The organism is Streptomyces sp. UG1, assembly GCF_049974585.1.
Classification (GTDB): domain Bacteria; phylum Actinomycetota; class Actinomycetes; order Streptomycetales; family Streptomycetaceae; genus Streptomyces.
On sequence record NZ_JBNGGG010000139.1, the window covers coordinates 1 to 1,200 of the forward strand.

Genomic DNA, 1,200 nt, shown 5'->3' on the forward strand with positions numbered 1-1,200 from the left:
CTGGGGCTGCTGGAGCCGGCGAAGGCTGCTGCGATCGTCGCCGCGTGCCGGGAGATCCGGGCCGGGAAGCTGCACGAGGAGTTCGTGGTCGACGTCATCCAGGGCGGCGCCGGCACGTCGACGAACATGAATGCCAACGAGGTGGTGGCGAACCGGGCGTTGGAGCTGCTGGGCCATGCCAAGGGGCAGTACGAGTACCTGCATCCGAACGAGGACGTCAACCTGGGGCAGTCGACGAATGACGTCTATCCGACCGCGGTGAAGGTCGCGACGGTGTTCGCGGTGCGCGGGCTGCTCAAGGCGATGGCTGTCCTGCAGGACGCGTTCGCGCGTAAGGCCGTCGAGTTCCGCGATGTGCTCAAGATGGGCCGTACACAGTTGCAGGACGCGGTGCCGATGACGCTCGGGCAGGAGTTCTCGGCGTATGCGGTCATGATGGATGAGGACCGGTCCCGTCTTGCCGAGGCGGTGGAGTTGATCCATGAGATCAACCTGGGTGCCACGGCGATCGGCACGGGACTGAATGCTCCGGCCGGTTATGCGGAGTCGGCTCGCCGGCATCTCGCCGGGATCACCGGGCTGCCGCTGGTCACCGCGGCCAATCTGGTGGAGGCCACCCAGGACTGTGGTGCGTTCGTGCAGATGTCGGGTGTGCTCAAGCGGATCGCGGTGAAGCTGTCCAAGAGCTGCAACGATCTGCGGCTGCTGTCGTCGGGGCCGCGTGCGGGGCTGGGGGAGATCAATCTGCCGCCGGTGCAGGCCGGTTCGTCGATCATGCCGGGCAAGGTGAACCCGGTGATTCCGGAGGTGGTCAATCAGGTCGCCTTCGAGGTGATCGGCAACGATGTGGCCATCACCATGGCCGCCGAGGCCGGACAGCTCCAGCTCAACGCCTTCGAGCCGGTCATCCTGCACTCCCTGTCGCAGAGCGTCACGCACCTGCGGAACGCCTGTGTGACGCTGGCCGGGCGGTGCGTGGACGGCATCACCGCCAACACCGAGGCGCTGCGCCGGAGTGTGGAGAACTCCATCGGCCTGGTGACCGCCCTGAACCCGCACATCGGGTACACGGCCGCGACCGACATCGCCAAGGAGGCCCTGGCCTCCGGCCGGGGCGTGGCCGAACTCGTCCTGGAAAAGGGCCTGCTGCCCGCCGAGACCCTCGCCGACCTGCTGCGCCCGGAGGTCGTCGCGGGCAGC

At 67.6% G+C, this 1,200-nt stretch carries 1 protein-coding gene; it reads left to right on the forward strand.

The features are described from left to right. Positions 1–1,200 (forward strand): aspartate ammonia-lyase (locus tag ACP4J3_RS50685; protein ID WP_426545067.1); only part of this gene is annotated, 1,200 nt, incomplete at both ends.